Source organism: Hymenobacter sp. YIM 151500-1 (assembly GCF_025979885.1).
Taxonomy (GTDB): domain Bacteria; phylum Bacteroidota; class Bacteroidia; order Cytophagales; family Hymenobacteraceae; genus Hymenobacter.
Window position 1 is genome coordinate 1,475,173 of record NZ_CP110139.1, and the last position, 22,614, is coordinate 1,497,786.

General features: G+C 60.7%; 19 protein-coding genes. 8 read left to right on the forward strand and 11 right to left on the reverse strand.

Going from position 1 to position 22,614, the window contains the following annotated elements; all coding sequences use genetic code 11:
* The first annotated feature begins 164 nt into the window (after nt 1–164).
* The 4 genes from efp to OIS53_RS06155 all read left to right on the forward strand — a co-directional run bounded on the left by efp (nt 165) and on the right by OIS53_RS06155 (nt 3,827).
* On the forward strand, nt 165–728 hold the full coding sequence (efp, locus tag OIS53_RS06140; protein WP_264681521.1) for an elongation factor P: 564 nt from the start codon (nt 165–167) through the stop codon (nt 726–728).
* A 28-nt stretch (nt 729–756) separates the two neighbouring features.
* Nucleotides 757–1,263, forward strand: a complete 507-nt coding sequence (gene accB, locus OIS53_RS06145; protein ID WP_264681522.1) for an acetyl-CoA carboxylase biotin carboxyl carrier protein — start codon at nt 757–759, stop codon at nt 1,261–1,263.
* Between the two features lie 119 nt (nt 1,264–1,382).
* Entirely contained in the window at nt 1,383–2,729 is a 1,347-nt protein-coding gene (accC, locus tag OIS53_RS06150) for an acetyl-CoA carboxylase biotin carboxylase subunit (protein WP_264681523.1), read from the forward strand.
* Nucleotides 2,730–3,191: 462 nt separating this feature from the next.
* The gene (locus OIS53_RS06155; protein ID WP_264681524.1) at nt 3,192–3,827 is read left to right on the forward strand and encodes a Uma2 family endonuclease; all 636 of its coding nucleotides are present in this window, start codon (nt 3,192–3,194) and stop codon (nt 3,825–3,827) included.
* Here OIS53_RS06155 and OIS53_RS06160 read toward each other — a convergent pair.
* Both OIS53_RS06160 and OIS53_RS06165 read right to left on the reverse strand, forming a co-directional pair.
* Nucleotides 3,824–4,396: a DUF3109 family protein gene (locus OIS53_RS06160; RefSeq protein ID WP_264681525.1), complete on the reverse strand. Its 573-nt coding sequence runs from the start codon at nt 4,394–4,396 to the stop codon at nt 3,824–3,826. The two genes, OIS53_RS06155 and OIS53_RS06160, sit on opposite strands and share 4 nt — an antisense overlap.
* 105 nt (nt 4,397–4,501) lie before the next feature.
* Entirely contained in the window at nt 4,502–5,677 is a 1,176-nt protein-coding gene (locus OIS53_RS06165) for a glycosyltransferase family 4 protein (RefSeq protein ID WP_264681526.1), read from the reverse strand.
* 122 nt (nt 5,678–5,799) lie between these two features.
* On the opposite strand from OIS53_RS06165, the gene OIS53_RS06170 reads away from it, so the two are divergent.
* The 4 genes from OIS53_RS06170 to OIS53_RS06185 all read left to right on the forward strand — a co-directional run bounded on the left by OIS53_RS06170 (nt 5,800) and on the right by OIS53_RS06185 (nt 11,269).
* Entirely contained in the window at nt 5,800–8,043 is a 2,244-nt protein-coding gene (locus OIS53_RS06170; RefSeq protein WP_264682309.1) for an ATP-dependent helicase, read from the forward strand.
* A 114-nt stretch (nt 8,044–8,157) separates the two neighbouring features.
* Nucleotides 8,158–8,862, forward strand: a complete 705-nt coding sequence (locus tag OIS53_RS06175) for a DUF4290 domain-containing protein (protein ID WP_264681527.1) — start codon at nt 8,158–8,160, stop codon at nt 8,860–8,862.
* Between the two features lie 109 nt (nt 8,863–8,971).
* Entirely contained in the window at nt 8,972–10,276 is a 1,305-nt protein-coding gene (murA, locus tag OIS53_RS06180) for a UDP-N-acetylglucosamine 1-carboxyvinyltransferase (protein ID WP_264681528.1), read from the forward strand.
* 225 nt (nt 10,277–10,501) lie between these two features.
* A complete protein-coding gene (locus OIS53_RS06185; protein WP_264681529.1) occupies nt 10,502–11,269 on the forward strand; it encodes a DUF4349 domain-containing protein in 768 nt (255 codons plus the stop codon).
* Between the two features lie 2 nt (nt 11,270–11,271).
* Here OIS53_RS06185 and OIS53_RS06190 read toward each other — a convergent pair whose 3' ends face one another.
* From OIS53_RS06190 to OIS53_RS06230, 9 genes are all read right to left on the reverse strand, one after another.
* Nucleotides 11,272–11,805, reverse strand: coding sequence for a GAF domain-containing protein (locus OIS53_RS06190; protein ID WP_264681530.1), 534 nt, complete (start codon nt 11,803–11,805; stop codon nt 11,272–11,274).
* 151 nt (nt 11,806–11,956) lie between these two features.
* Nucleotides 11,957–12,292, reverse strand: a complete 336-nt coding sequence (locus tag OIS53_RS06195; protein ID WP_264681531.1) for a phage holin family protein — start codon at nt 12,290–12,292, stop codon at nt 11,957–11,959.
* Nucleotides 12,293–12,391: 99 nt separating this feature from the next.
* Entirely contained in the window at nt 12,392–13,474 is a 1,083-nt protein-coding gene (locus OIS53_RS06200; protein ID WP_264681532.1) for an agmatinase family protein, read from the reverse strand.
* Between the two features lie 179 nt (nt 13,475–13,653).
* A complete protein-coding gene (locus OIS53_RS06205; RefSeq protein WP_264681533.1) occupies nt 13,654–14,292 on the reverse strand; it encodes a chemotaxis protein CheC in 639 nt (212 codons plus the stop codon).
* Nucleotides 14,293–14,353: 61 nt separating this feature from the next.
* Nucleotides 14,354–15,988, reverse strand: coding sequence for a chemotaxis protein CheA (locus tag OIS53_RS06210; RefSeq protein WP_264681534.1), 1,635 nt, complete (start codon nt 15,986–15,988; stop codon nt 14,354–14,356).
* Complete coding sequence (locus OIS53_RS06215) at nt 15,985–17,025, reverse strand: CheB methylesterase domain-containing protein (RefSeq protein ID WP_264681536.1); 1,041 nt, start codon at nt 17,023–17,025, stop codon at nt 15,985–15,987. Before OIS53_RS06215 ends, OIS53_RS06210 begins: the two co-directional genes overlap by 4 nt.
* Nucleotides 17,026–17,122: 97 nt before the next feature.
* On the reverse strand, nt 17,123–17,512 hold the full coding sequence (locus OIS53_RS06220) for a response regulator (RefSeq protein WP_264681537.1): 390 nt from the start codon (nt 17,510–17,512) through the stop codon (nt 17,123–17,125).
* Nucleotides 17,513–17,563: 51 nt separating this feature from the next.
* Nucleotides 17,564–18,106, reverse strand: a complete 543-nt coding sequence (locus OIS53_RS06225) for a chemotaxis protein CheW (protein WP_264681538.1) — start codon at nt 18,104–18,106, stop codon at nt 17,564–17,566.
* 71 nt (nt 18,107–18,177) lie between these two features.
* Nucleotides 18,178–22,539 (reverse strand): methyl-accepting chemotaxis protein, encoded by a 4,362-nt coding sequence (locus OIS53_RS06230; RefSeq protein WP_264681539.1) that lies wholly within the window; start codon nt 22,537–22,539, stop codon nt 18,178–18,180.
* Between the last annotated feature and the right edge of the window lie 75 nt (nt 22,540–22,614).

The following is a 22,614-nucleotide window of genomic DNA, read 5'->3' on the forward strand; positions in this document are numbered from 1 at the left end:
TACTTGCACTCCCGACGTGCCGCCCCGCCACTCACCGGGACGGCACTTCTTTTTGAATTAGGAATTAATAACTAGGAATGAAGAATTGCCGCTAGCCGGCCGCCGTTTCTGGCTTCTTCATTCTCCATTACTAATTCCTACTTCCTAATTCTTAATTCCTCTTCATGGCAACCACTGCAGATTTTCGCAACGGCCTGGTGCTGAACTACAACGGCGAATTGCACGTCATCACCGAGTTTCAGCACGTGAAGCCCGGCAAAGGCCCGGCCTTCGTGCGCACCAAGCTCCGCAACATCAAAACCGGCCGCGTTATCGACAATACCTTCAACGCCGGCGTGAAGGTGGAAACGGCCCGCGTCGAGCAGCGCCCGCACCAGTACCTGTTCAAGGACGATTACGGCTTCACGTTCATGGACAATGCTACCTTTGAGCAAGTGGTGCTGCCCGAAGCCATGGTGCCCTTCGCCGACTTGATGAAGGAAGGCCAGGAAGTCAGCATCCTCTTCCACGCCGAAAGCGAGCAGCCGCTCACCGCCGAACTGCCCACCACCGTAGAGCTACTGGTAACCTACACCGAGCCCGGCCTGCGCGGCGACACGGCCACCAACACCCTGAAGCCGGCCATTGTAGAAACCGGCGCCCGGATTCAGGTGCCGCTGTTCATCGACCAAGACACGAAAATCCGCGTGGACACCCGCGACTACTCCTATGTCGAAAGAGTCAAATAAACAGCCGAAACAGCCCAGCGCCGCCGCCATGAAAGCCAGAGAACTACAGGAATTGCTTGACTTTATTGCCAAGTCAGGTCTGAATAAAGTCAACATTGAAACCGAGGAGTTCAAGATTTCGGTGCAGCGTGAGCCCAGCTACAAGCCCGTGGTGAGCATGAGCGCCCCGGCGCCCGCCAGCGTACCGGTAGCGCCCCCCGTTCAGGCTGCACCGGCGGCTGCGGCCCCTACCACTGCCCCAGCACCGGCCGCGGTGCCAGCGGCTGCCCCCGCCACAGAAGCTACTGGCGGCAACTATGTGCCGCTGAAGGCCCCGATGATTGGCACCTTCTACCGCAGCAACAGCCCCGATGCCCCGGCCTTCGTGCAGGTGGGCGACACGGTGGAGAAAGGCCAGGTTATCTGCATTATCGAGGCCATGAAGCTGTTCAACGAAATCGAAGCCGAGCAGTCCGGCCGCGTGGTGAAGGCCTTGGTCGAAAACGCCTCCCCCGTGGAGTACGACCAGCCCCTGTTCCTGATTGAGCCAATGTAATTTTTAAGACATGAGACCGTGAGAAGTGAGATATGAGACGATGTTCTGTTAGCCCTTGGTTGTAACAGAACATCGTCTCATATCTCACTTCTCACGGTCTCACCTCTAACACCAGAGCTGTGTTCAAGAAAATACTGATTGCCAACCGGGGCGAAATTGCGCTGCGCGTGATTCGGACCTGCAAGGAGATGGGCATCAAGACGGTGGCGGTGTACTCCACAGCCGACAAGGAGAGCCTGCACGTGCGCTTTGCCGATGAGGCCGTGTGCATCGGGCCGCCGCCGTCGTCGCAGAGCTACCTGAGCATCCCGACGCTGATTGCCGCCGCTGAAATCACCAACGCCGACGCCATCCATCCAGGCTACGGGTTCCTGTCAGAAAACGCGGAGTTTTCGCGCGTGTGCCAGGAAAACGGCATCAAGTTCATCGGCGCCTCGCCCGACATGATCAACCAGATGGGCGACAAAGCCTCGGCCAAGGACACCATGAAGCGGGCCGGCGTGCCCTGCATTCCCGGCTCCGATGGCCTGCTCGACTCCCTGGAAGAAGGCAAGCGCGTGGCCGCCGACATCAAGTACCCGGTCATTCTGAAGGCTACGGCCGGCGGCGGCGGGCGCGGCATGCGCATCATCAACGCCGAAGACGAGTTTGAGAAGGCCTGGAACGACGCCCGCACCGAGGCTAAAGCCGCCTTCGGCAACGACGGCGTGTACCTGGAAAAGTTTGTGGAGGAACCCCGCCACATCGAAATCCAGGTGTGCGGCGACCAGTACGGCCACGTGTGCCACCTCTCGGAGCGCGACTGTAGCATTCAGCGTCGCCACCAGAAGCTGGTGGAGGAAGCTCCCTCGCCCTTCATGACCGAGGAGCTACGCGAGCGGATGGGCCAGGCCGCCATTGCCGGTGCCGCCGCCATCGGCTACGAGGGCGTGGGCACGATTGAGTTTCTGGTCGACAAGAACCGCGACTTCTACTTCATGGAGATGAACACCCGCATTCAGGTGGAGCACCCCGTGACCGAGGAAGTCATCAACTACGACCTCATTAAGGAGCAAATCAAGGTGGCAGCGGGCGTGCCGATTTCGGGCAACAACTACGGCCCCAGCATGCACGCCATGGAGTGCCGCATCAACGCCGAGGACCCCGCTCAGGGCTTCCGACCCTCGCCTGGCCGCATCACGGTGCTGCACATCCCCGGCGGCCACGGTGTGCGCGTAGACACGCACGTGTACGCGGGCTACCAGATTCCGCCCAACTACGACTCCATGATTGCCAAACTCATCACCGTGGCCCAAACCCGCGAGGAGTGCATCGTGAAGATGAAGCGGGCCCTGTCGGAGTTTGTGGTGGAAGGCGTGAAAACCACCATCCCCTTCCACCTGGCCCTGATGGACAACGAGGAGTTCAAGGCTGGCAATTTCACCACTAAGTTTATCGAGACGTCGTTTGACTTCTCGGTGCTGTAGATTATAAACGGTAGTAAAATAAAACGTCTGGCTTTACAAAGTCAGACGTTTTTAATAGCACTAAATGTTTAGATATGGTACTAAAGACAATGAAGATGCTACTTGTCGTGTCAACAACCATCATTTTGGGGTTGGGGCTATACATGACACTAACTAATCAAGCATCGACTGAAACTGTACGGCCACGAGGAGGCAGCGAGAGACCTCTCGTTTACAGCGGTCCGGTTTACATTATTATTGGGTTACTCGTTTTGCTAGGAGGGTTACTTGGTATTCGTGAGAAACAGGCACAGCAGCGTCAGCAGGATGATCAGGAGGAGCAGCTGCAAAATTGAGCCGTCGTTTGGCTTCTCGGTGCTGTAAGGAGCCACTGTAGAAGACTTACCGAAAAAGCCAGCGTAAATACGCTGGCTTTTTTATTGAAGGTTGTCCGTACTTTACGCCTATTAATCTGCCGCTACCATGCCTGCCCAGCCCGACTACACCCGCCGCTACACCGTGGAGGAATACTTCGCCCTTGAAGAAGCTTCTGACATCCGGCATGAGTATTACCACGGCGAGATTTTCCCATTGGATGGGCCCGATGGCCCTGAGGCTAAAGCAGGTGGCACAAAGCGACATAACCGCCTGGTGCAAAACTGCGTGGTAGCGTTACGTCTGGCACTGCGCGGAAAGGGCTGTGATATTTTCTCGGAGAATGTTCGGCTGGCCATCAACGAAGCCGACCACTACAACTACCCTGATGTAGTGGTAACCTGCTCACCCGCTGACCGACAGGACCCGCGCATCGTCCGGTACCCCAGCGTCATTGTGGAAGTGCTGTCGGCTTCAACCGAAGCACACGACCGGGGTTGGAAATTTCAGCAATACCAAGCCTTGCCCAGCTTGCAACATTATGTATTGGTGTCGCAACGGCGCCGACTTATCGAGTGGTATTCACGTAGCGACAGTGGCACTTGGATTTTGGCTTCCGTGCGCGAACTGGACGAAGCCGTAACTCTCTCGGCATTAGACATCAGCCTTCCCGTAGCGGATCTATACGAGAACGTAGAAACCGGCCCCGAGGAGGGGCCCGTTTTGTTGCGTTTGCCCGACTAAATGTTATTTGACCCTTCAATCTCCGTCACCAGCTCCTCGTACCACTCCGCCCCGTACTTGCGAATCAGAGGCTCTTTTAAGAACTGGTACACCCGCACACCCAGGTTGCCCCCGAAGGAGCAGGCGGGGTTGCAGATGCTCCACCGGTCATAGTTCAGGGCCTCGAAGCCGTCGTATTTGGCGACGCGAATGGGGTACAGGTGGCAGCTGATGGGCTTTTTGAAGGTGGTGGCCCCGGCCCGGTAGGCTTCTTCGATGCCGCACTTCAGGATGCCCCGCTCGTCGTAGAGGGCGTAGGCACACTCCCGGTCGTTGATGGTGGTGGTGCTATAGTCACCTTCCCAATCCTTGATGTAAAGGCCCTGCTGCTCGATGGCTTGGCGGCCGGCTTCGGTCAGGAAGGGCTTGATAGCTTCGTAGTCTCGTTCCAGAATGGACAGCTCGTCCTCTTCCAGCGGGGCGCCCAGGTCGCCTTCCACGCAGCAGGCGCCTTTACAGGCCTCCAGATTGCAGACGAAAAAGTTGTCCCGAACGTCGTCGGAAATGACGGTATGTTGAATGATGATCATGACGTCGGTGCCCGCAGAGGGCGCAGAGGGTTTCGCGGAGGACGCTGAACGTTCTGCGAAACCCTCTGCGCCCTCTGCGGGAAATAATAGCCGCAAAGATACCGCTTACAACCCCAGTCCCCGCAGAATCTGTTCCGTCAGCTCACATTGGCGGTGGTGAGAGTATGCAACCAGGGCCTCCGCCTGGGCCTGCTGGCCTAGCCGCAAGGCCAGCTCTGGCGCCGTCAGCAGCCGCTCCACGCAGCGTCCAAACGCCGCTGCATTGTGGGGCGGAAACAGCAAGCCCGTACGGCCATCGTCCACCAGCTCCATAGTGCCCCCGGCCGCCGACGCCACTACGGGTAGGCGGCTGGCCATGGCCTCGATGGTTACCATGCCGTAGGTTTCATTAGTAGAGGCGGTGATGGACACGTCAAGGGCGCGGTAGGCCACTTCGGGGTGGGGCGTGAAGTCGCGCACGTGCACGGCGCCGGTGAGGCCCAGCTCCTGCACGCGGTGCAGCACGTTTTCGCGGTAGGCGCTGCCCACATTGCGGGTCGGCTCACCTACCAGCAGCAGGTGCAGCTGCGGGTGCCGTAGGCGCAGTTTGGCCAGGGATTCTACCACAAACAGCTGCCCTTTAGCTTCATCAAACCGACCGATCAGACCCAGCAAAACCGCCCCGTTGGGCAGCTTCAAGCCTAGCTGCTGCCGGGCTTCGGCCTGCGTGGGCGCGGAGCTGGCAAACTTCTCCAGCTCGATACCTAGCGGAACCACATGCAGTCGGTCGGCGGGCAGGCGGGTTTTTTGGAGCACTTCGCGGGCCAGGCCGGGCAAGGGGCTAAGCCAAGCGGCCAAGGCACGGTAGCGTAGCGTGTGCACGAAGCTGCGCTTGGCTAGGCCCAATTGCATGTGCTGCTGATACACCACGTGCAAGGCCGGCAGGCGCAGGGCGCGGCAGAGCACGGCCAGGGCCAGGTCAGCGTTGCGGGTGACGATGAGGACGCGGGTGCCGAAGGCCCGCAGCAGGGCGGCCAGGCGGGCGGCGGCTGGTACGTCCACGGCTTTGAGCGGGTTGGTCAGAAAAGCTACCGGCAGTTCTTGTTCTTCGGCCCGCACAGCCATGGGCGAGCCTTTTAGCGTGATGAGCTGCACGGGCCAGCCCCGCTCCCGCATCCAGCCGGCAAAGCGCACTGTGTTTAGCTCCAGCCCGCCCCAGCTGGCCGACAAGCACAGCAACGACAACGGAAACACGATTGGCGGCGCAGGGGGAGCTATTTGGGAAGCAGGGGCGTTGTTCATCACGCGGCAAAGATATAGGCGGCCCGCCGGCTGGTTTAGGCTTCGCTGCCCGCCCCGAAAGCCCTACCTTTGCTAACAAGCCAATACGCTTAGCTTCCGACGACGACCACACTGGAATGGGACTGGATTATCTTTCCTTATTGAATCCTTCGCAGGCCGCGGCCGTGCTGCACACCGAAGGGCCCTGCATGATTATCGCCGGCGCGGGTTCCGGCAAAACCCGGGTACTCACTTACCGCATTGCCCACCTGCTCGAAAAAGGTGTGGACCCATTCCACATCCTAGCCCTGACCTTCACCAACAAGGCCGCCAAGGAAATGCGGGCCCGCATTGAAAAGGTGGTGGGCCCGGAGGCTAAAAACCTCTGGATGGGTACTTTCCACAGCATCTTCGCCCGCATCCTGCGCTCCGAAGCCGACAAAATCGGCTTTCCCCGCTCCTTTACCATCTACGACACCCAGGACTCGAAAACGCTGATTGGGCAGATCTTGAAGGAGCTGGAGCTGGACGACAAGCTCTACAAGCCGGGCATGGTGCTGGGGCGGATTTCGGCGGCCAAGAACAAGCTGATTTCGGTGCAGCAGTACCTCAACGACCCCGTAATCCGGCAGGACGATGAGGCGGCCTTGCGCCCGAAAATCGGGGTGATTTACCAGCAGTATCAGAGCCGCTGCTTCAAGGCCGGGGCCATGGATTTCGACGACCTGCTCTACCAGACCAACGTCTTGTTCAAGGACCACCCCGACGTGCTGAACAAGTACCAGCACATTTTCAAGTACGTGATGGTGGACGAGTACCAGGACACCAACTACTCCCAGTACCTGATTACGCGCAAGCTGGCGGCCAAGGACCGCAACATCTGCGTGGTGGGCGACGACGCGCAGAGCATCTACGCCTTCCGGGGTGCTGATATTCAGAACATTCTGAACTTCGAGAAGGACTACCCGGAGTTGCAGGTGTTTAAGCTGGAGCAGAACTACCGCTCCACCAAAAACATTGTGCGGGCGGCCAACTCGGTTATCAAAAACAACCAGGCCCAGCTGCGCAAGGACGTGTACTCGGAAAACGAGGAGGGCCCGCTGATTGAGGTTATCAAAGCCGCCTCCGACAACGAGGAGGGCAAGCTGGTGGCCAACTCCATCTACGAGGACAAGATGAACCACCACTTGTCCTACGACGATTTTGCCATCCTCTACCGCACCAACGCCCAGAGCCGGGCCATGGAAGAGGCCCTGCGCAAGCTCAACATCAAGTACAAAATCGTTGGGGGCCTGAGCTTCTACCAGCGCAAGGAAATCAAGGACCTGGTGGCCTACCTGCGCCTGACGGTGAACCCCAACGATGAGCAGGCCCTGCGCCGCGTCATCAACTACCCCAAGCGCGGCATCGGCGACACCACCATTGCCAAGCTCATCAACGCCGCCGAAGAATCAAACCACACGATTTGGGAAGTGGTAGCCAACGCCGACCAGTTCCTGCCCACCCGCGCGGCCAACCCCATTGTGGACTTCGCCGAAAAAATCAAGGCCTACACCGTCGTGGCGGCCAAGGAAGATGCGTTTGAAGCGGCCAAGTTCATTGCCAAGAACTCGGGCATGATTGAGGAGCTGTACGCCGACAAGAGCATCGAGGGCTTGTCGCGCTACGAGAACATCCAGGAGCTGCTGAACGGTATCAAAGAGTACGTGGACGATCCGGAGCGGGAAGACAAGAGCCTGTCGGCTTTCCTGCAAGACATTGCCCTGGTGACGGACGCCGACACCAAGGACGCGCAGAGCGAGGGCGAGCAAGTGACCCTGATGACCATTCACTCGGCCAAGGGCCTGGAGTTCCGCAACGTCTACATTGTGGGCATGGAGGAGAACCTGTTCCCGAGCCAGATGATGATAACCTCGCGCGCCGACCTGGAGGAGGAGCGCCGCCTGTTCTACGTGGCCATTACGCGGGCCGAGAAGAAGCTGACCCTGAGCTACGCCACCTCCCGCTACCAGTGGGGCAACCTGCGCAGCTGCGAGAAAAGCCGCTTCCTCGACGAAATCGACCCGCAGTACGTGGACTTCAAGTTTGCCGGCCCCGGACCGGGCGCGGGCGAGTCGCCGTTTCAGCACGTGTTTGAGCGCCGCTCCAACCTTGTGCCCCCACCGCCGCGCAAAACCGTAGCCGCCAAGTACACGCCCCCGGCCGACTTCCAGCCCTCCGACACCAGCAACCTGCAAGCCGGTCAGCGCGTGGAGCACCCCAAGTTCGGCTTCGGCACCGTGAGCAAGCTCGAAACCGTGCAGGGCTCCACCAAAGCCATCATTCAGTTCGAGGAAGTAGGCGAAAAAACTCTGTTGCTGAGCTTCGCCAAGCTGCGGGTGCATTGAGTTGAGAGCTACAAGCTGTACGCCGCAAGCCACAAGCTTATGTTCTGAAAGCTTGCAGCTTGCGGCGTACAGCTTGTAGCTCTCCCGTATATTTGCCTTTTCGACAACGACACTATGCCTTTACCCTCTTTACATAAGCACGAACTCCTCCAGCGCGAGTACGGCCAGAGCACCTTTCAGCTGGTGCAGCAGCTGCGCGACATCGAGGACCGGGCCGAGCGGACCCGCCGCGCCCAGCAAATCGTGCAGATGATTTTCTGGTTGCAGCCCACGCTGCGCGACCAGCCCGACGCCCAGCAAAAGGTGTGGAACCACCTATTTGAAATGGCCGACGGGGAACTGGACGTGGACGCGCCGTTTCCGCTGGCGGCCCAAAGCAGCCTGGCGGCGCCCCAGCGGGTGGTGTACCCCAGCCGGGGACCCAAGCTGCGCGCCTACGGCCGGGCCGTGGAGCAGCTGATTGAGCAAGCCCTGACGCTGGCCGACCCGGCCGAGCGGGAACAGGCCACCATCATCATCGGCCGCACGATGAAGTTTCTGTACCGCTCCCACAACAAGGAAAACGCCAAGGACGTCACGATTCTGAAGCACCTGCGGGAGCTGTCGGGCGGGCAGCTTACGTTGGACCCGGCCCAGGTAGATGCCCAGAACTTGTTCGAGTTTACGCCCAACGGCCGGCCCGCGCCCTTCATCGTGCCCCAGCCCCGCCAGCAGGAGCGTGGCGAGGTGCGCCGCGGCGGCGGTGGCAACAACCGGCGCGATAAGCAGCGCCGCGGCGGCAAGAAAGGCCGCCAGGAGCCCCAGCAGCCCCCACAGTAATTTTTTGAGCTGCAAGCCGTAAGCTACAAGCTGCAAGCTTGCTTCTACTTTTACTCACCATTCCTATCAGCTTGCAGCTTGTAGCTTACGGCTTGCAGCTCAACAACTCATGGCCTCTTTTGAAGTAATCGGCGGTAAGCCGCTGAAAGGTGAAATCGTGCCGCAGGGCGCCAAAAACGAAGCTCTCCAGATTCTGTGCGCCGTGCTGCTCACCGATGAGCCGGTCACGATTTCTAACATCCCCGACATCCGCGACGTCAACAAGCTGATTGAGCTGCTACGCGACATGGGCGTGAAGGTGGACAAGCTAGCCCCCGACACCTACCGATTCCAGGCCGATGCCGTCAACCTCGACTACCTCGACACGCCGGAGTTTGTGGCCCAGGGTCGGGCCTTGCGCGGGTCGGTGATGATACTAGGGCCCATGCTGGCCCGCTTCGGGCAGTGCCAGCTGCCCAAGCCCGGCGGCGACAAAATCGGCCGGCGGCCCATGGACACGCACTTCCTGGGCTTGGAGAAGCTCGGCGGCAAGCTCACCCTGGACGGCCACGACTTCTACCGCATCAAAGCCGAAAACGGCCTGCGCGGAGCCCACATGCTGCTGGATGAGGCCTCGGTGACGGGTACGGCCAACATCCTGATGGGCGCGGTGCTGGCCGAGGGTACCACTACCATCTACAACGCCGCCTGCGAGCCGTATTTGCAGCAGCTGTGCCGGATGCTGGTGCGCATGGGCGCCCGAATCAACGGTATCGGCTCCAACCTGCTCACCATCGAGGGCGTGGAGCGCCTGGGCGGCACCGAGCACCGCATGCTGCCCGACATGATTGAAATCGGTTCCTTTATTGGCCTGGCCGCCATGACGGGCTCGGAAATCACCATCAAGGACTGCCAGATTCCGGAACTGGGCCTGATTCCGGACACCTTCCGCAAGCTGGGCATTCAGCTGGAGTTCCGCGGCGACGACATCCACATTCCGGCCCAGGACCACTACGAAATTGCCACCTACCTCGACGGCTCCATCCTGACCGTTTCGGACCACACCTGGCCGGGCTTCACCCCCGACCTGCTCAGCATTGTGCTGGTGGTAGCCACCCAGGCCAAGGGCACGGTGCTCATTCACCAGAAGATGTTCGAGTCGCGCCTATTCTTCGTGGACAAGCTCATCGACATGGGCGCCCAGGTAATTCTCTGCGACCCGCACCGCGCCACCGTCATCGGCCTGGACCAGCGCCAGAAGCTGCGCGGCATCACCATGACCTCGCCCGACATCCGCGCCGGTGTGGCTTTACTCATTGCCGCCCTTTCCGCCGAAGGCCGCAGCGTCATCGAAAACGTGGAGCAGATTGACCGCGGCTACCAGTACATCGACCAACGCCTCACCGCCCTCGGCGCCCAGATTCGCCGGCTGTGATACAGAAGTGAGCAGGAAGAAGTGAGAAGTAGACTCACCGCACCGCATTGCCGCCCGATCTTGCGTAAAGGTCGGGCGGTTTGTTTTGTGAGGTGTCAACGAACATGTTCTTACAGACCTGTGGTAATCGAAGTAAGCTGGTGAACGGGTTACGTTCCTGGACGGGGCAGTATAAACCGCCAGAAGCTGCGCAGCTTTTTTCATCTTCTTTTCCCTTCTATCCTGATGAAAAAGTACGTGCGTCTGCTCCCGCTGGCGGGGCTGATGTTGCTTGGCTGTGCCCAAGCAACGCAAAAAGAAATGGCCGCTGCCGAAGCTTCCCAACCCGCTCCCTCCACCGACTTAGCGGCTGAGATACCCTTGGCCCGCCTATGGCGCGTCGCCGGGCACCCGGTTATCTACCAAGGCTCGATGGAGCTGGAGGTGGCCGACTTTGCAGCCGCCTCGGCCCGGCTCGACACCTTGCTTGGCCGGCGCGGGGCCTACCTTACTGAAGCGCACGAAACCACGGGCCTCGACCGTCACCAGCAGGCGCTGACAATTCGGGTGCCATCCGCCAGCTTCCTGGCTCTCACTGCCGACTTAACTCGCCTGGGCATCGTGCACAGCAAGGACCTGACCTCGCGCGATATTGCCGCCGAGCTAGCCCAGGCTAAGGCAGCTGCTTCTCCTGCCAGTGCCGCCGATACTGCGGTGGCGGCTGCAGCCCGTGCCACTGCCCAGCTGCTCACCGAGCAAGCCACCCTGGCTACGCTGCACCTCACGTATTTTCAACCTCGACCGGCCGCAGAAGCTAACCCCGTGCCGGCCCTCGCCCCCGAACTACACGCGGGCCTACGATTTGGGTGGCGCCTGGTGACCTGGCTGCTCATTGGGGCAGCTTACCTGTGGCCATTGCTGCTGGGGCTTATTGCGTGGGGCATCTTGCGTAAGCTCGCCACCCGTTCTGCCACCACAGAGCCATCAACACCCGAAGGCTTCAGTCAGCTTTGAAATTAGCTGACATCCACTCCCCGCATGTACGCCTGCACCACCGGTAGCAGCAGTGGCAAAACCGCTTCTACCGCTTCTTTCTCCGCATCTGTCCAGTAGCGAGGTTGGCCGAACAGGCAGGGCTGCAGAATGCCCCAGAGTTGCTGCCGCTCGTCGGTGATGTGAGCGTGGATGAGGGCCCGGTGGCCGAAGGTGCGGTGCTCGAAGTCCCGGTTCAGCACCTCAGGGCCGGCAGTTTCTACGTCGTCTACAAACACGGAGGGCCGGGCTGCCAGCGCCGCCCGAAACAGCGGGTCCTCCTTTGGTAAGTCGCCGGTATCGTTCTGCCAGTCGTGGATGGGGTTGGGTACGGAGTCGTCTTTGCGCCAGCAGAGAGCAATGCGGCCCCGGCCCGCGGCGGGGTTGCGTACGTACAGGAAGCACCGGTCGGCGTGCAGGTACTCGCCGGTTAGGCGCAGGGCTTCGGTTAGCTTTTCTTCCGGAGCTTGCGAAGAAGCCAATGCAGTACGCATGGCTTCGGGTAAGGGCTGGGGCATGATTGCTAGATGAGTGCTTAACGTAGCTGCTACGCGGAACACGCAGCGTGCGTTTAGCAGCCTATAGAGACATTACGCGTCTCTACAGGCTGGTCAAAACAAAAGCGCCTGCTGATACAGCAGGCGCTTTTGTAGTTGGATGGCAATGACGTTAATCCACAATCAGGTCAATAATCGAAGTAACTAAGGACAGCACGACGCTGAAAATCAGCGCCGCCACAAAGCCATCCACCTCAAATCCATCCAGCATGTAGCTGGCCAGCATCACGATAAGCGCGTTGATAACTAGCAGGAACAAGCCCAGGGTGAGAATGGTAATCGGCAGGCCGATAATTTTGAGAATAGGCTTGACTACGGCGTTGAGAACGGCTAGCACGATAACCAAGATGATGGCGTCGCCGAAGCCGCCGATGTGGGCGCCGGGTAGGAACCGGGCCAGCACGTAGGTGATGATGGCCGAGAGCAGAAATTTAAGAATGAAGCCCATGAGCAGTGTAGGGTTGAAGTGAGGGAGAGAATGCGGCCCAAACTGGACCTGGGCAACGATACGCAAAACTGCCGGGCGCGTTGGCCTCTCTCCCACTCTCTACTCCGCGTCGCGAGCCGCCAAGCGGCCCTGCGACACGCCCATCCAGTTGGCCATGTGGTAGAGCAGGCGGGCGCCCACAATGGCATTCCACTCGGTGTCGCCGGGGGCCACTTCGTTCAGGTCGCAGCCGATGATAGTGCGGCCCGAGCGCACTACCAGGCGCAACAGGTACAGGGCCTGCTCAAACTCCAGGCCGCCGGGCACGGGCGTGCCGGTGCCGGGGCATAGCTTGGGGTCGAGCCCATCAATGTCAAAGCTCAGATACACCTTCTGGGGCAGCTGGGCAATGATTTTCTTGCACTCCTTTTTCCAGGACTTGCCACCCAGCATCTCGGCCTGCAGAAACCGGTCGGCAAACAAGGCCACGCGGCCGTTGCTCTGCTCAATCAGCTCGGCTTCCTGCTGGCAGTAGTCCCGGATGCCCACCTGCACCAGCTTCTTCACCTGGGGCAGCTTGAGGGCATTGTACATGATGGAGGCGTGCGAAAACTCGAAGCCCTCGTAGGCGGGGCGCAGGTCGCAATGGGCGTCAATCTGCAGGATGCCGAACTCCTCGTGGCGCTCGGCCAGGGCGTGCAGGTAGCCCAGCGGCGTGCTATGGTCGCCGCCCAGCACCACTACACCCTTGCCGGCATCGAGCAGGGCGCCGGTTTTGGCTTTCAGCCACTCCAGCAGGGCCTGGCCGCGCTGGTTGATACGGGTCGGCACCTGGGTGTGTGCGCCAGCGGCCTCGGCCGGGGAGCCATCCACCAGCCAGCCAATATACTGCTCGGCCTGGGGGCGCAGCTCGCGGCTTTCGGCGGCAATGGTTTCGTCGATATCCTCCATGGCCAGGCCCATGCGCCAGGCATCGGGCAAGTCGGCGTCGTAGAGGTCTACTTGCAGGGAAGCTTCCCGAATGATTTCGGGAGCTTCGGCCGTGCCCGAGCGGTAGGATACGGTAACTTCCCAGGGCACGGGCACCACCACCACCTGCGCTTCGGCGGGCGTGAAAGGCAGGCCGTACAGGCCGCCGGAAGTGTCGCCGAGGGCATTAGGGTCAAACTGAGCCAGCTTTTGGTCGAGGGAAAGCGAAGCCATTGGGTAGAAGTGAGAGGTTAGAAGTGAGAAGCTGACGCCAGCAAAAGGCGGGCGCAGGCTGAGCATGAAGGGGCAAAAGCCCGGAATGGCAGCGGCCCCCGCTGGCCGAAGCAAAGCGGCTGGCTTTGCGCCCGACAACGGAGGCCGCTTTCTGGCCCCGGCCCTTTCGGAGCTGCATGTTACACCCCGGCCTGCTGGCCACCCATTACGTCGTAGGTTCGGATAATATCCAGAATCTTTCCGAAGGTATCCCGGTCGAAAAACAGCATCAGGGGAAGCTCCACCGAATTGTCTTTGTCGGAAAACTGGGTAATGACGGAGAAGATAAGCGGCTGCACCATGGGCCGGTGCAGCATCAGATTTTGCAGGGCACCCGCCATGTCGCCGTGCGGGTGCGTGGGCGGGGCGCCGTAGATGCTGGCTTTGAGAATATTGGCTAGCTGCGTGACCAGTGCGCCGGTGATGATATTGCTGATTTCCAGCAGCAGCGACTCCTGCATGGAATCAATGTCGAGGGAGTCGGAGGTATTCATGCGCAGACACACGCGCGAGAGGCGCTGCACGTGCTGGCCGGAGAAGAACATGAGGGTGGTACCGTTGAACTCGCCTTTGATATCAGACTGGATGATGACGTGCTGGTCTTGCAGCTTGCGTACCCGCGCCAGAATATTGTCTCCCGATACCAGGTCCAGATTAGGCACTTCCAGCATTACCTTCTCCTGGGCGATAACCGCGAATGAGTCGGCTGCGCGCGCCAAGCCGATATTCAAAATTTCACGGATAATATCCCGCTCCAGTTCCGTCATGTGCAAATCCATAGGAGTCAGTTAAAAAAGGCAACGGGCCGGGGCCAGCCACCGGAAACTTGCATTACGTGAATTACGGTCGTTTGGCTAGAAACAGACGAGTTAGGGCCGGCACATCCAGCACCAGGCACACCTGGCCACTGCCCAGCAGCGTGACCCCACCAAATAAATCGATGACGTCCAGGGGCTTGCTCATGGGCTTGACCACAATGTCCTGCTGGCGCAGAAACCGGTCAACGATAAGACCCAGCTTACGGTTGTTGTAGTTGACGATGATAATATCCTGGCGGCCTACCAGGTCGGCTTTGGTAGCGGCGGGCAGGGAGCCGTCGTCGTTGTGCAGCAGCTGCCGCAACGACACCACCGGCACGTTTTCCTCCTGTACGCGGGTCATGAGCAGGCCTCCTACCACGTTGAACCGCTCCGGCTTCAGCGACACCACCGAGTCGGTGTGCATGAGGGGCAAGGCATAGTTGCGCTGGTCGAGCTGAAACAGCAGGGCGCCCTTGACGGCAATGGACGTGGGCAACACGAGCGTAAACGTGGTACCCTGGCCCAGCACCGACTCCACGCGCAGCTGCCCGCCCAGCGAGTCGATGGCCAGCTTCACTACGTCGAGCCCCACGCCGCGGCCCGAAATTTCGGTGACTTCCTGAGCCATCGAAAAGCCTGGCTCAAACAGGAAAGCCCGTACCGCATCGTCGTCGAGGCCGGTGGCTACCTGGGCTGGCACCAGGCCCCGCTCCACGGCTTTGCGCCGCACGCTCTCCACGTTGATGCCGCGCCCGTCGTCGCGCACCTGAATCAGCACGTCGTCGCGCTCGGCCTGGGCCGACAACGTGAGCTGGCCCTGGGCGGGCTTGCCGGCAGCCTGGCGCTCGGCGGGTGTTTCGAGGCCGTGCCCGATGGCGTTGCGCACCAAGTGCAGCAGCGAATCGGCAATAATTTGCAGGATGTTGCGGTCAATCTGGATGTCTTCCCCGACGATGGTCAGGTTGACTTCCTTTTTTTCGGCCGCCGCCACGTCGCGCACCACCCGCGGAAACTTATTGAACAAGGACCCCACGCCTACCAGGCGGGCATCCATCACGCTGTACTGCAGCTCGTCGGCGATGCGCGAGAGGTGGGACGCGGCAGCCTGCAAGGCCGGCACGCCCAGCTCCTGGCTGAGTGTGAGCACCCGGTCCCGGTCGATAATCAACTCCCCCACCAGATTAAGCAGGTGGTCGAGCTTCTTGATCTGGATGTACACCAGGTCCGACAGCTCCAGGCGGCGGCTGTTGTCTTCCTCGTCGTCCGCTTGCTCGTCTTCCAGTACCGGCTCCTCGCCACGCACCAGCCGGTCGAGGTTGTCCAGGAGCCCGGCCACGTCGGGCAGGTCGGCGGCTTCGCCCACGGCCCGGATCATCTCTCCAATCGTGTCGATGCCCTTAAACAGCACCGGTACAATGGAGCCCGTAAACGACCTTTCCTTACTGCGAATCAGCCCGAAAATGGTTTCCATGTGGTGGGCTACTTCGCCAATGGCGTTGTAGCCCATGGCCCGGGCGTTGGATTTCAGGTTGTGCATGAGCCGGAACAGCTCGTTCAGGGCCGCCTCGTCGGCGGGGTTGCGTTCCAGCTCACTGATGTGGCGGCTCATGGCGTCGTAGTACTCGAGCGCCTCGGCCATGAATATTTCGCGGTATTCCTGCTCCCGGGACTTCATCGTGTAGCAGCCGGTTGAAACGAGGAAGTACGCGCCGCGCGGCTTGGGGCCAACGACCGGGTGTGCTGCACGACGTAGCCGGCAATGGCCGGCAACGGCAGCACCACGCTGGCGTGTCCGGCCTGAATAACGGCCTTGGGCATGCCAAACACCTGGCTGGTAGCCTCATCCTGCGCTACCACGGTGCCGCCCTGCTGCCGGATGGCTTGCGCGCCCTGGGTGCCATCGGTACCCAGGCCAGTGAGCACCACGCCCAACACCTGCCGACCGGCCGCGCGAGCTGCTGAGGCCATTAGCATGTCCACCGACGGCACGTCCAGGCTGGTTTCGCCCAACACCTCCGTCTGCCAGCCCGGCCAGGGACTGTTGCGCGTGGGCTGCACTACCAGGTTACAGCCGCCGGGAGCTACGAGCACGCGGCCAGCTTGCAGGCGGGTGCCGCTGGCTGCTGCCTCTACCGTTAAGCTAGTGGCCCGGCGCAGGCGCTCCACTAGGGTGGCGGTGAATTGAGCCGGTAGGTGCACGGCTACCAAAATGGCCCAGGGAAAATCGAGGGGCAGCTGGCGCAGCACGACTTCTACGGCCGGGGCACCCCCGGTAGAGCCGCCAACTACTACCAGGCCCGGCGGCGACAGGGGCACGGCCGGGTGGCGTAAAGCGGCGGCATCTGGCCGACTGGCCGGGCGGGCGGCCTGCACTTTGCGCTTTACGTCCCGGTGCCACTCGGCCAGGGCTGCCGGGGCTGCGGGCCGCGGGGGCAGGTAATCGGACACGCCCAGGCCGAAAGCCTCCCACGGCACGCCAGCCGGAATCGGGCTGCTGCGGTACACCAGCACGGGCACCGGGCACCGGCGGCGCAGCTCGGGCAGCAGCAACAGCTGGCTTTCAGGCACAATCACCATTCCGGGCCGGAGCCGCTGCGCCAGCGCGGGCAGCTCGTCGGGCGTAGCGGCGGCGCCTACCACCCACAACGTGGGCTCCGAGTTGAGCAGGCGCGTCAGTTCCTGCCGCAGGGGGGCGGGAAAACTGCCAAGCAAGACCGGAAAGGGAACGGGAGGAAAAGACACGGAAAGTAAAAACGCGGAGAAAACCAGCCGCTTCGGAGTCGAAGACCAGTGAAGCCAGGGAGAAAGGTTAGGCCTGGGCGGCGTCGGAGGCGCCTTCTTGCAGGGCACTGCCCACTATTTCCAGTACTTTTTCTTCCGAGAAAGGCTTCACGATGTAAGCCGAGGCCCCGCTTTCCAAGGCTTCATTTACAATAACTTCTTGCCCTACTGCCGAGCACATTACCACTTTCACGTCGGGCTGCTCTTTGCGGATTTCCTTAAGCACGTCCAGGCCGGTGTTGTCGGGCAGAATTACATCCAGCGTAATCAGGTCGGGGGTAGTCTGAACTGCCATTTCCACGGCCTGCTGACCGTTAGCGGCTTCCCCCACTACCTCATACCCCGCATCGGTGAGCATGTTTTTGAGCATGGTGCGCATGTAAAAAGAGTCATCGACGATAAGAATGCGGTTTTTCATGGGAGCAGGATGAAACTACGGGAAAACTGAAAGCTCAGCAGTGGCGCTGAGCTACGCTTTTGTACGGCCAGGTGCAGCAGAAGATTCTGATTTGGACTGTAGCTGCATGATTTCGGACGGTGTGAGCAGCTTGAGCATGTCGAGCACCACGATGATGCGGCCGTCTACCTTGGCAATGCCTTCAATGTACTTATCGTGAATGTTGATGTCCTGAATAAACTCGGGCGCATTCTCGATGACGGACAGCGGAATAGACAAGGGCTGCGGTACTTCCCGCACCATAATGCCAATGGTGTAGTCCTTGGCTTCAATGGCCAGTGTGTAGGTGGTGGCCGGCAGCTCCTGGCCGGCGGGCCGCAAGCTAAACCGCTCCTCCAAATCAATAATGGCAATAATGTCGCCGCGCAGGTTGGCAATGCCCTTCACGAAACGCGGTGTTTTGGGCATGCGGGCAATTTCCGGGGTAATGGTTACCTCCTTGACCTGCTCAATCCGGATGCCGTATTCCTCTTCGCCCAGCCGAAACACAATCAGCTGAATGATGGGGTCTTGCTTGGTGGTTTTTTTGTCGGCGGTTGCTTCTGGTTCGGCCATGCCCAATGGGTGAGTTTACCCAGGCCGTTTGCTGGTGGCAAACAACCCAGGTACTCGTTCATACATTCTGGTTACTTCGTGGCTTTGCTTTTGCCCGCGGCGCGCCGGCTCTTGGCAGGCTTAGCTTCCGCCTGGCCGTCCGAGGCCACCGCTTCTGATTCGGGCGCGGAAGCCGTGGCCGCGGCGCGGCGGGGACGGGCCTTGCGGGGCTCGGATGCCGCAGCGGGCGGCGGAGTAGCTGCTACTGCCGCCGGGCGCCGCCGGGCGGGCCGCTCGGGAGTGGCCGGGGCCGCTGGGGCCAGCTCGGTGGCCCGGCTGGCGCGGGCGGCCACTCGGGCGGGCTCAGCGGCCGTGCCGTTGGAGCGGGTGCGGTGCGCCAGCTGCCGCAGTCCCCGGCGCACCGGCGGCTCGGGCTCGGGCTCCGGCTCCAGGTCTTCCATCAGCTGGAAGGCCGAGAGGCCCAGCTGGAGGTCGTCGGCAATGTCGGTCAGCTTCTGGCTGCTGGTGGTCAGCTCCTGCATACTCGTGGAGAGCTGCTTGGCCGTGCTGGCTACCTGCTGGGTGCCCGAGGCCGTCTGCTCGGCAATGGCTACCACTTCTTCCACGTACTTCACCACGTCGCCAATCGACGTTTTCTGCACTTCAGTGGCCGTGAGAATGTCGCGGGAGGTGCGCAGGGTTTCGCCCGAGGAAGTGGCAATGTTTTTAAAGGCCGAGCTGGCCTCGAAGGTGGCATTCTTTCCTTTCAATACGCGGCCTTCCATGGTGCTGATAGCCGTAGCGGCCGACGTGGTGTCCTTCCGCACGTCTTCTACCAGCGTGGCAATTTCGTTGGCCGACTTGCGGGAGCCCTCGGCCAGCTTGCGGATTTCCTCAGCTACCACCGCGAAGCCGCGGCCCGCTTCCCCGGCCCGGGCCGCCTCGATGGCGGCGTTCAGGGCCAGCAGGTTGGTTTGCGAGGCAATGTCGGTGATAACGCCCAGCGACTTGCTGATTTCGCCCGACCGGGTACTCAGTACTTCGATGGTTTTGGAGGTTTGGGCGGCGGCGCTGCTGATTTCCTCCATGTTTTTCACCACCTCGGCCACTGTCTTCAGGCCCAGCTGCGAGGTTTGCTCACCCAGGATGGCCGCCTTGTTCACCACGTCGGCCTTGCCGGCGGTTTCTTTGGTGGCCTGCATAATTTCCTCGATCAGCTTAAAGGCCTGGTCGGTTTTGAGAGCCTGGTTCTGCGCGCCTTCGGCCATTTGCTGCATGGCCAGGGCCACGTCTACCGTCACGCGGCTCATCTCCTGCCCTTTCGCCGCCATGTCTTCCGACGACTCCCCTACGATCTGCGACGACTCGTTGATTTCGCCGAGCAGCTCGTTGAGGTTGTCCACGGCCAAGTTCAAGGCGTTAGACATGGCCAGAATGTCGCCCGTGGTCTGAATTTCGACTTGCTGAGTCAGGTCGCCTTCGGAAATGGCGCGCACCACGCGCGACACTTCCAGCACCGGCGAGGCAATGGATTCAATCAGGTCGTTGAGCGTGTCTACCAGCTCTTTCCAAGAGCCCGACACGCCGCCCACGGTGGCTCGTTCGGTCAGCTTGCCTTCCACCCCGGCCACTTTGGCTACGCGGCTTACTTCCACGGCCAGGCGGTTCAGGTCGTCCACCATGCGGTTGATGGTTTCGGCCAGGTCGGCTACTTCGCCTTTGGCTTCCAGGGTCAGCTTCTGGGTCAGGTCGCCCTGCGACACGGCGGTTACTACCTTTACCAGGCCCCGCACCTGGGTGGTTAGATTGGCCGCCATCGTGTTTACGTTGTCGGTCAGGTCTTTCCACACGCCGCTCACGTTGGGCACGTTGGCCTGGCCGCCGAGGCGGCCTTCGGTACCTACTTCTTGCGCCACGCGGGTTACCTCGCCGGCGAAGATGTTCAAGGAGTCCACCATGCGGTTGATATTGTCCTTGAGGTCAAGCAGTTCGCCCCGCACATCCACCGATACTTTCTGGCTCAGGTCGCCGCGGGCTACGGCGGTGGTTACGTTGGCAATGTCACGCACCTGGCTGGTGAGCGAGGCGGCCATCGTGTTTACGTTGTCGGTGAGGTCCTTCCAGGTGCCGCGCACATTGGGCACTACGGCCTGACCGCCCAGTTTGCCTTCGGTGCCCACTTCGCGGGCCACGCGGGTTACCTCGTCGCCGAACGTGTTCAGCGAGTCCACCATCTGGTTGAGGTTTTCCTTGAGCTGGAGCAGCTCCCCGCGCACGTTCACGGTTACTTTTTGGCTCAAGTCGCCGCGGGCTACGGCGGTAGCCACGTTGGCAATGTCCCGCACCTGAGAGGTCAGGTTCGAGGCCATCGTGTTTACGTTGTCGGTGAGGTCTTTCCAGGTGCCGGATACGCTTGGCACGTTGGCCTGGCCGCCCAGAATCCCTTCCGTACCCACTTCGCGGGCCACGCGGGTTACCTCGCCGGCAAAGATGTTAAGCGAGTCCACCATCTGGTTGAGGATGTTTTTCAGGTCGAGAATCTCGCCTTTCACATCCACGGTCATCTTCTGGGTCAGGTCGCCTTTGGCTACGGCCGTGGCTACGTTGGCAATGTCGCGTACCTGCAAAGTCAGGTTCGAGGCCATCGTGTTTACGTTATCGGTCAGCTCCTTCCAGGTACCGCCCACGCGGGGCACGTTGGCCTGGCCGCCGAGCTTGCCCTCGGTGCCTACTTCGCGGGCCACGCGGGTTACTTCGTCGCCGAAGATGTTGAGCGAGTCCACCATCTGGTTGAGGATGTTCTTCAGCTCCAGGATTTCTCCTTTCACATCCACGGTCATCTTCTGGCTTAGGTCGCCGCGGGCTACGGCGGTAGCTACGTTGGCAATGTCGCGCACCTGACTGGTCAGGTTCGAGGCCATGTAGTTTACGTTGTCGGTGAGGTCTTTCCACACCCCCGCCACGTTCGGCACGGAGGCCTGACCACCCAGTTTTCCTTCAGTACCTACTTCCAGGGCCACGCGGGTTACCTCGCCGGCAAACAGGTTGAGCGAATCCACCATCTGGTTCAGGTTCTGCTTCAACTGCAGCAGCTCGCCTTTTACATCGACGGTGATTTTCTGCGACAAGTCCCCCTTGGCAACCGCCGTGGCTACGTTGGCAATGTCCCGTACCTGCGAAGTCAGGTTTGAGGCCATGTAGTTTACGTTGTCCGTCAGGTCTTTCCACACTCCCGCCACGTTCGGCACGGAGGCCTGACCGCCCAGCTTACCCTCGGTGCCTACCTCCTGCGCTACACGGGTTACCTCGCCAGCAAACAGGTTGAGCGAATCCACCATCTGGTTCAGGTTCTGCTTCAGCTGCAGCAGCTCGCCCTTCACGTCTACCGTAATCTTCTGGGTCAAGTCGCCTTTGGCTACGGCCGTGGCTACGTTGGCAATGTCGCGCACCTGCAAGGTCAGGTTCGAGGCCATCGTGTTTACGTTGTCGGTCAGCTGTTTCCACACGCCGCCCACATTCGGTACACTAGCCTGACCGCCCAGCTTACCCTCAGTGCCTACCTCCTGGGCCACGCGGGTTACCTCACCGGCGAAGGTGTTCAGCGAGTCCACCATCTGGTTCAGGTTCTGCTTGAGTTGCAGCAGCTCGCCTTTTACATCGACGGTGATTTTCTGCGTCAGGTCGCCGCGAGCTACGGCCGTGGCTACGTTGGCAATGTCCCGTACCTGCGAGGTCAGGTTCGAGGCCATGTAGTTCACGTTGTCGGTGAGGTCTTTCCAGATGCCGCCCACGTTGGGTACACTAGCTTGGCCGCCCAGCTTGCCTTCGGTGCCTACTTCCTGCGCCACGCGGGTTACCTCGCCGGCAAACAGGTTCAGGTTGTCGATGGTCTTGTTGATGGTTTCGGCCATCACCTTGAAGTCGCCCGACACCGGAATCTGGAAGGTCTCGTCCAGATTGCCCCGGCTGATGTTCTTGAGCACCTTGCCCACCTCCAACACCGGCACGGCAATGGAGTCTACCAGGCCGTTGATGTTGTTGATCATGTCGCGCCAGAAGCCGGCGGCATTGTCGGCCGAAGCGCGGGCTTTCAGGTTGCCTTCCACGCCCGCCACCTTGGAAATGCGCGACACCTCGCCGCCCACGCCCCCAATCATCTCCACCATGGAGTTGTAGGCCTCAGCTATTTCGGCGAAGATGTCGTCGTTCTGCTTGGTCAGGCGCACCGACACGTCGCCTTTCTTAAAAGCATCCAAGGCGTATAGCACCCGGTTCAGCTGCTCATTTACGTAGTCGGAGTCGGTGGTTGCATCCTGCTGCCGCAGGCTGCCACGCTTGCGCGTGGAATCGATATGCACGCCCGTTCCGTTGCTATTGTCAGCGGATGGCTCAAGCGTGTCGGTGGCCGTATCGGCAGCCGGGCGAGTGGTTTTGGGCGTCTTGGGTGAGGCCATACAACTAAAATGGTGGCGAAACCTGCCGAAGCAGGCGGTGCACAAACGGTACCCGGAGCGGGCGGGTTCCGGGAC

Coding starts and splice junctions, on each gene's coding strand:
- efp (WP_264681521.1), top strand. CDS start 165: ATGGCAACCACTGCAGATTTTCGCAACGGCCTGGTGCTGAACTACAAC.
- accB (WP_264681522.1), top strand. CDS start 757: ATGAAAGCCAGAGAACTACAGGAATTGCTTGACTTTATTGCCAAGTCA.
- OIS53_RS06155 (WP_264681524.1), top strand. CDS start 3,192: ATGCCTGCCCAGCCCGACTACACCCGCCGCTACACCGTGGAGGAATAC.
- OIS53_RS06160 (WP_264681525.1), bottom strand. CDS start 4,396: ATGATCATCATTCAACATACCGTCATTTCCGACGACGTTCGGGACAAC.
- OIS53_RS06165 (WP_264681526.1), bottom strand. CDS start 5,677: ATGAACAACGCCCCTGCTTCCCAAATAGCTCCCCCTGCGCCGCCAATC.
- OIS53_RS06175 (WP_264681527.1), top strand. CDS start 8,158: ATGCCTTTACCCTCTTTACATAAGCACGAACTCCTCCAGCGCGAGTAC.
- murA (WP_264681528.1), top strand. CDS start 8,972: ATGGCCTCTTTTGAAGTAATCGGCGGTAAGCCGCTGAAAGGTGAAATC.
- OIS53_RS06185 (WP_264681529.1), top strand. CDS start 10,502: ATGAAAAAGTACGTGCGTCTGCTCCCGCTGGCGGGGCTGATGTTGCTT.
- OIS53_RS06190 (WP_264681530.1), bottom strand. CDS start 11,805: ATGCCCCAGCCCTTACCCGAAGCCATGCGTACTGCATTGGCTTCTTCG.
- OIS53_RS06195 (WP_264681531.1), bottom strand. CDS start 12,292: ATGGGCTTCATTCTTAAATTTCTGCTCTCGGCCATCATCACCTACGTG.
- OIS53_RS06200 (WP_264681532.1), bottom strand. CDS start 13,474: ATGGCTTCGCTTTCCCTCGACCAAAAGCTGGCTCAGTTTGACCCTAAT.
- OIS53_RS06205 (WP_264681533.1), bottom strand. CDS start 14,292: ATGGATTTGCACATGACGGAACTGGAGCGGGATATTATCCGTGAAATT.
- OIS53_RS06210 (WP_264681534.1), bottom strand. CDS start 15,988: ATGAAGTCCCGGGAGCAGGAATACCGCGAAATATTCATGGCCGAGGCG.
- OIS53_RS06220 (WP_264681537.1), bottom strand. CDS start 17,512: ATGAAAAACCGCATTCTTATCGTCGATGACTCTTTTTACATGCGCACC.
- OIS53_RS06225 (WP_264681538.1), bottom strand. CDS start 18,106: ATGGCCGAACCAGAAGCAACCGCCGACAAAAAAACCACCAAGCAAGAC.
- OIS53_RS06230 (WP_264681539.1), bottom strand. CDS start 22,539: ATGGCCTCACCCAAGACGCCCAAAACCACTCGCCCGGCTGCCGATACG.